4 protein-coding genes are annotated in these 7,420 nt (G+C 55.4%); 3 read left to right on the forward strand and 1 reads right to left on the reverse strand.

From position 1 onward, the window contains the following. Nucleotides 1-202: 202 nt before the first annotated feature. From J1781_RS13125 to J1781_RS13135, 3 genes are read left to right on the forward strand one after another with little or no spacing between them, the layout of a single operon-like run. Complete coding sequence (locus tag J1781_RS13125; protein WP_370278332.1) at nucleotides 203-1,495, forward strand: TolC family outer membrane protein; 1,293 nt, start codon at nucleotides 203-205, stop codon at nucleotides 1,493-1,495. A 50-nt stretch (nucleotides 1,496-1,545) separates the two neighbouring features. Beyond that, the gene (locus J1781_RS13130) at nucleotides 1,546-3,723 is read left to right on the forward strand and encodes a type I secretion system permease/ATPase (protein ID WP_217233713.1); all 2,178 of its coding nucleotides are present in this window, start codon (nucleotides 1,546-1,548) and stop codon (nucleotides 3,721-3,723) included. Between the two features lie 17 nt (nucleotides 3,724-3,740). Further along, nucleotides 3,741-4,910: a beta-barrel domain-containing protein gene (locus J1781_RS13135; protein WP_129952363.1), complete on the forward strand. Its 1,170-nt coding sequence runs from the start codon at nucleotides 3,741-3,743 to the stop codon at nucleotides 4,908-4,910. A gap of 67 nt (nucleotides 4,911-4,977) precedes the next feature. On the opposite strand, the gene J1781_RS13140 is transcribed toward J1781_RS13135, so the two are convergent. Then, entirely contained in the window at nucleotides 4,978-6,966 is a 1,989-nt protein-coding gene (locus J1781_RS13140) for a DUF4034 domain-containing protein (RefSeq protein ID WP_129991267.1), read from the reverse strand. Between the last annotated feature and the right edge of the window lie 454 nt (nucleotides 6,967-7,420).

Genomic DNA, 7,420 nt, shown 5'->3' on the forward strand with positions numbered 1-7,420 from the left:
GGCGGGGAGGGTTTTTTGCTGGCGACTGCGATGCCATTGATACCCCGTCCCAACTCTCCCCTTCGCAGGGGAGAGAGCAGTACCCACAAAAAATCGGCGTAATTAAGTGGTGTCGGTAATGAAAAATAAGAAAGTGATGCGGTCACTGACCGCAATATTGGGCACCTTGTGTCTGACGGTTTTAACAGGGAATTCGGGGGGGATGGCGGCGGTTAAACAGCCGGAATTTAACTGGCAGGCCGCGCCGACTGAGGAGATGCGTGCCAGCCTGACGTTGCAGGATGCTATCCTGCGGGCGTTTGCGCGCAATCCGCAAATTTCAGAAGCGGCGGCGCAAATCCGCGTCGGCAGAGGCAACCTTGATGAGGCCAAAAGTGCGTGGTACCCGCAAATCTCCTTACAGGGAACCGCCGGGAAATCGCATCAGACCGACTCGGCAGGGAGCCTGAGCAACAACGCGTCGGCGGGCGTCCAGCTCAGCCAGTTGCTGTATGACTTCGGTCGTACCGGCGGCAGCATCAGTCAGCAGGAATACCTGTCTGATTCCTATCGTTATTCGCTTTACAGCACAATGACCGACGTGGCGCTCAGCACCCTGCAGGCCTATCTCTCGGTCAAACGCTATCAGGCGCTGAGCCTGGCGGCGCGTGACAATATCGCTTCTCTCGAACGTGTGCGTGACACCGCCAGACTGCGGGCAGACGCCGGGCTGAGTTCGCAGTCTGACGTGTTGCAGGCAGAAACGCGTATTGCCGGGATGAGAGCCACGGTTGAGCAATATCGCGCCCAGCAACGTTCCGCACAGGCACAACTGACGGTGCTGACCGGCGTGGTTTCCGACAATTTACCGGATCTGCCGCAAAGCCTGTTGGATCAGAAAGTCACCCTCAACAAAATCCCTTACGAAAACAGCACGCTGGTGCGGGCCGCACAGGCTAAACAGCAGGCGGCGATCGAGGAAGTTAATCAGACCGAAGCTCAGCACTGGCCGACCCTGAAAGTGCAGGCAGGACGTACGCGCTATGAAAACAGCGGCGGTGGCGGTTCCTATTGGGACGATCAGGTACAACTGGCGGTGGATGCGCCGGTGTATCAGGGCGGGGCGGTCAGTGCCAAAGTTCGCGCGGCAGAAGGTCAGCGGCAGGCGGCACAGGCCGAAGTCGAAAAAGCCAAGCTGGATATCAACCAGAAAGCATCGGCGGCTTATGCCGACATGATCGGCGGTCAGCAGCGCCAGCTCGCGGGCGAGGAACAGTTCGGCAGCGCGACGCATACCCGCAGCGTCTATCAGGACGAGTACAAACTCAGCAAGCGCAGTCTGAACGATTTGCTCAGTGTTGAGCAGGACGTTTTTCAGGCCGATACGTCGCGTATTGGCGCGCTGTATGACGGCTGGGACGCGACGGTGCGCTACGCCGCTGCGGTAGACAATCTGGTCGATATGTTAGGTATCGACCGACACAAACAAACAGGTGACACCATCCCGTCGCTGTAAGGATCGGGCAGGACGGGAATAAACCAGAAGCATTCGATATCGAGGTTGAAATGAGTCATGAAGCCCCTGCACCTTTGTCGATCGACGTCTGGATAAGCGCCATGGGGCGCGTGGCCGAAACATTCGGCAAACCAGCAGATCCGCTTTATCTTCGCCAGCAGATGCGCTGGTTTGAACATCAGCCGTTGCGGCGTCAGCTGGACCGGCTCAGCGGCCTGATGGGGCTTCAGGTCGGTATGGTCAGCTGGAATCAGGTGCGCTGGCGTCAGGAAGTATTGCCCGCCATTATTACCCTGCAACAGGGCGGCATTGCGGTACTGGAAAATCTGCACGATGACGGCACTGTCGATTACTGGCTGAGCGACGGCGGCAATTTAGTGCGTTCCGCCGAACTGGTGATGTTGCTTGAGCAAAGCACCGGCCCGGTTTTTCTGATGGGCGTTGCCGCACGCGGGCGGGATCAGCGTATCGACCCGTTCGTTCAGCCGCATAAAAAACACTGGTTCTGGGAAAATTTCCGTGGTTCAGGACGCAAAATCGCGGAAATTTCACTGGCCTCCGTTCTCGGTAATGTACTGGCGCTGGCCGGTATTTTGTTCTCAATGCAGGTGTATGACCGTGTGATCCCGGCGCAATCTTACCCGACCTTATGGGTGCTGTTTTTCGGGGTGGTGCTGGCGGCGGCCATGGAATATGTCATCCGTCTGATGCGTACGCTGGTGTCAGATCTGATGGGCAAAAAAATCGACCTGAAAGTCTCCTCGTTGTTTTTCGTGCGGGCGATGAATATTAAAAACGATGACCGGCCAAAATCCACCGGTTCCTTTATCTCTCAGTTGCGTGAAATCGATCAGGTGCGTGAACTGCTGACCTCGACCACCATCAGTGCGGCGGCGGATATGCCTTTTGTGTTGCTGTTCCTTGGCATCATGTTTTTCATCGGCGGCCCGCTGGTCATTATTCCGCTGCTGGCGATCCCGCTGATTGTCATTCCCGGCATTCTGATCCAGTGGCCGATGGCTAAACTGGCAAAAGAAGGCATGCGGGAAAGCGCGCTGCGCAACGCCGTGCTGGTGGAAACCATCGAAGGTATCGAAGACATTAAAGCGTTACAGGCGGAAGCCTATTTTCAGCGTCAGTGGGAACAGACGCATGAAGTCAGCGCCGCAGTGGGCATGAAACAACGTGTCTGGGGCGCGCGCCTGACAGGCTGGGCTTCCACCGTGCAGCAACTGACCTATGGCGGCATGCTGGTGTTCGGCGTGTATCTGGTGCTCAGCGGTGACATTACTACCGGTACGCTGGTCGCCAGCAGCATGTTGTCATCACGCACTATCGCACCGCTGATGCAACTGACCATGGTATTTTCCCGCTGGCAGCATGCTAAAAGTGCCATGCGCGGACTGGATGAATTACTGAAAAAACCGGTTGACCGGCCCGCTGATGCCGAGCTGTCACATTGCCCGACGCTCAGCGGCCATTTCAACGTGCGCAACCTGCAATATACCTACGACAAAGAGAACGCGCCGAATGTATTAGGCATCGGCCAGCTGGAGATCAAACCGGGTGAACGCGTGGCCATCCTCGGAAAAGTCGGTGCGGGTAAATCGACATTGCTCAAACTGCTGGCCGGCCAGGCCAGCCCGTCACAGGGAAAAATCCTCATCGACGGCGTTGACATGACCAAAGTCGAACCGGCGGATATCCGCCGCCAGCTCGGTTATCTGTCGCAGGATTCGCGGCTGTTTTTCGGCACGTTACGTCAGAACCTGATGCTGGGTTATCCGCATGCCACGGACCAGGAAATGCTACAGGCGCTGCGTATCAGCGGCGCGCTGTCTATGGTGCAGGCCGACGCATCGAGCCTTGATAAAATTATCAACGAAGGCGGGCGGGGATTGTCCGGCGGTCAGCGTCAGATGGTGATGTTAAGCCGTATGATCCTGCGTAATCCGCAGGTGGTGCTGATGGACGAACCGACGGCATCGATGGATGAACAGCTGGAAGAATATGTCATCCGCCAGTTACACAGCTGGCTTGTAGGACGGACGCTGATTGTCGTGACGCACCGTCCGGCACTGCTCAAACTGGTGGACAGGATTGTGGTGATGGATAACGGGCGGGTGGTGGCAGACGGGCCACGTGATCAGATCCTGGCCAAAGCTGTCAGTACCACGCCCGCTGCGGCAGCAGCCGTGGGCGACAATAAAACACAAGGCGCAGCCTGAGCTGCTAAGGACACTGCATGGCACATCTGACATTGCATGATGAACTGGAGGCCGAAAGTCGCAAAGTCTCGTGGATTATCTGGGTCACGCTGGGCAGTTTGCTGGTGTTTTTCGTCTGGGCACGTTTTGCCGTGCTGGATGAAGTGACGGTCGGTACCGGCAAAGTGACACCATCGAGCAAGGCACAGCAAATTGATTCACTGGACGGCGGCGTAATTTTAAAACTGATGGTGCAGGAAGGCTCGGTAGTCAATCGCGGCCAGCTTCTGGCGCAGCTTGACCCGACGCGTTCTCAGTCGAACTATGGCGAAGCGGCTTCCCGTGTGCGAACACTTCGCGCATCTTCGGAGCGTCTGAGTGCAGAACTGACCGGCGCGCCGCTGAAATTCAGCCCTGAAACCATGAAATCGCCGGAGCTGGTGGCGCGTGAGCGTCAGTTATATTTATCGCGTAAGCAGAACCGTGATGAAACGGTGGCGAATTTGCAACAGTCGCTCAGACTGGTGAATGATGAAATCAACATGACGCAACCGCTGGTGGCAAAAGGCGCTGCAGGGCAGGTTGAGGTTATTCGTCTCAAACGTCAGGCCAGTGAACTGCGCGGAAAAATCGACGATGCAATCAACCAGTACGCGGTACGTGCGCGTGAGGAGCAGGTGAAAAATAACGCCGATCTGGATGCCGGATTACAGGTGATGGCCGGTAAAGAGGACCAGGTTACGCGCTCTGAGCTGTATTCACCGGTTCACGGCATTGTTAAAGATATCCAGGTTTCCACCGTGGGAGGGGTGCTGCAACCGGGCGGTAAGCTGATGGAAATCGTACCGATTGAAGATCAGCTGTTGATCGAAACCCGTATCAACCCGCGCGACATCGCCTATATCCGCCCCGGGCTGCCTGCCACGGTAAAAATCTCGGCGTACGATTCATCAATCTATGGTGATCTGGACGGCAAAGTTGAAGGGGTATCACCGGACACGTTGCAGGATGAAGTGAAGCGCGACCAGTATTATTACCGCGTGTATGTGCGTACCGATAAAGCTTTCCTGACCAACAAAGCCGGACGCCAGTTCCCGATTGTGCCCGGCATGGTGGCGAACGTGGACATCAAGACCGGCCAGAAAAGTGTGCTGGATTATCTGATTAAGCCGCTGAATAAAGTTAAAGAATCCCTGAGGGAGAGGTAAGCAGGACGCCGCTGCTGATGCGGCTTTAAAGTCAACACCGTGGGCGGCAACCCAAGATATCAGCCCGCTATTGCAGCGGCGCCTGCAATCTAAACTCCGCTACCGGATCTTCCATTTCCGCTTTCCGCTTATCCTGCCAAAGATTCATCCTCGCACGCAGGGAACCATTGAGGTCATCGTGAACCTGCTTCGCGGCCTCAGATGCCGGATTCAGTTCAAGCACAAATTCCATAAACCTGGCAGCGACATAACGGTTTTTCTTCACCCCGGTGCCGGTCAGCCATGCCATGCCAAGTGTATAGGCGGCTTCGGCGCGATCAGGATGGTCAGGGTTATGCAGGATTTCCGGTAGCCAGACCTCTGCGGCCTGACGTTTCTCAGCGTCTGAGCCGTTATCCAGCGCACAGCCGGCGCGGTAGTAAGCGGCGGACAGATGTCCTGCGTCCATTGCCCGCTGATACCACTGCATCGCCTGTTCATAATCCGGTTCGCCGCCCAGCCCGTCGCGCAGCGCGTTAGCACAGGTAAACATGGCCGGAACCATGCCGGAGCGGGCGGCGCTGAGGACACAATCCATTGCATTACTGTCATTATGAAAATGCTCAGGCACATCATGATGCCAGCCGTTGCGGTAGAAGAAATACAGTTCGTAGCAATGAATGGCGCTGCCGTGGCGCGCCATACCGGTCATCAGAAAATGGGCGGCATCAATATCATCATTGATCGCCATATCATGCGCCAGGGTAACCAGATCGCTGACCGGCTGTTCATCGCCGGCTTGCCGGATAAGCGACCACGCATGTTCCATCAGCCCTTCACTTAATTCCGGACGGGCAGGTAGCCCGTATAATCCGAATTGCAACGCCGTGGCAGCAAAAGCCACCAGCACCGGATCAGTGGCCTGGCTGAGGCCGCGGGTCAGTAACTGGGTAAGTACCGGCAAGCCTTCTTCATGGCCGTTTGCCAGCACAGCACGGGAAATAAACATGCGGGCAGAATGGCCGGGCATGGCCTGCGGTGACACTGCAAATAACGCGTCATAAACGGCCAGACCGGCCTGATCATCATCCTGCCAGTACGCCGTACAAATTCCGGCGAGATCCAGCAGCCGGATGCGGGTGTCAGGCTCGAGCGGGCTGGCCAGTAAAGTGGCCAGCCGCTGCTCAAGTGCCAGCGCCTCTGGCGATTCGCGTTCGGCGATATCACCGGAGAGCGCATCGCACAGCGCATTCGCACGGAACTGGTTACGTTCTTCATCACTGAATTCCGCACACAACGGGCCGTCAATGATCAGCAACTGTTGCTCGTCGCTGCCACCCCAGAAAGCGGAATGGAATAACAGATAGGATTCCATCGTGCCGACGTCTGCGTGACGCACGGACATCGCCATGCGCAACCAGTAATCCAGCGCTTCTTCACCGTTTTTGCGGGTTTGCCGTAACGCGGCGGGTAACATGTGTGGCCAGTGCGTGGCGGGTTCAAAGCCGAGCGCATGAATATGCGCCACACCGGCCTGCCAGATTTCACTGCCCTGAATCGAGAACTTCTCATGCAGAGGTTTAGGTACTTCGCCCGCGAAAAGGGATTTTAGCCAGTAAGGCTCACCGAACCCTCCGCTGAGGTTCATCAGATGGCGGAATGCGTGGGTCGGTCGCGGATGTAATTCGATAGCGCGTAATAATGCCAGCACGGCGTAATCGCAACACAACTGCGCACCGAGCCACTGGTGATCTTCAATCTCATTTTCGCCCTGAGACCGGCGGATTAACCAGGCGTTTTCATGCCAGACCATGCCCAGTAATACGTGAGCGTGATAGCTCTGCGGGCATTGCTGCGCCCAGTCGCTGAGAATTTCCAGCGGATTAAGCGCAGGCGATTCCGTGCCGGTAAACAGGGTCGCCGGGTGCATCAGCAGGCCGTAATCGCTTTGACCTTCGCCCTGATTCTGCCAGCCACGCATCAGTGACAACAGCCACTCGTCGAGTTTTAAAAAACGGCGGGTTGCCAGAAGCATTCTGGCTTTAGAGAGGTTGTCGAGTTGATCCTGTTGTGGCATGAGGTTCCCTGAACTGTTGAATAAAGAAGCTGTTGCGTGGCTCTGCAGTCTATCGCTCTTCCCGGCAGTGAGCAGCGGGATTGGTCTGACTTTGGCTATAGTAACGGATCTGAAGTGTTGCTGCCCAACAAAGCCTCTCCCCAATAGGGATTAATAATCTTCCGAAAATACCTTATTAATTTAATGGATTAGATATCAACTATTAAGAAAATCGTACTTTGAAAGATGGAGATAATGTGAAGTAATTATGGATAAATACAGTTAATGTGCGCGATATAATAAGTGATGAATATCACTGTATGTAATTATATCTTTGTAAACCAAAAAAAAACCGGCCACAGAGGGCCGGCTGTTGTTTCCACAAAACGGGGAATGAGGGTAATAAAATAACAAATAATGATGATAGCAAGAGAGATTATATATTACCGGTGGATAGATCGTTTATCACTTAGTG

Origin of the sequence: Rahnella perminowiae (assembly GCF_019049695.1) — a bacterium.
Lineage (GTDB): Bacteria > Pseudomonadota > Gammaproteobacteria > Enterobacterales > Enterobacteriaceae > Rahnella > Rahnella perminowiae.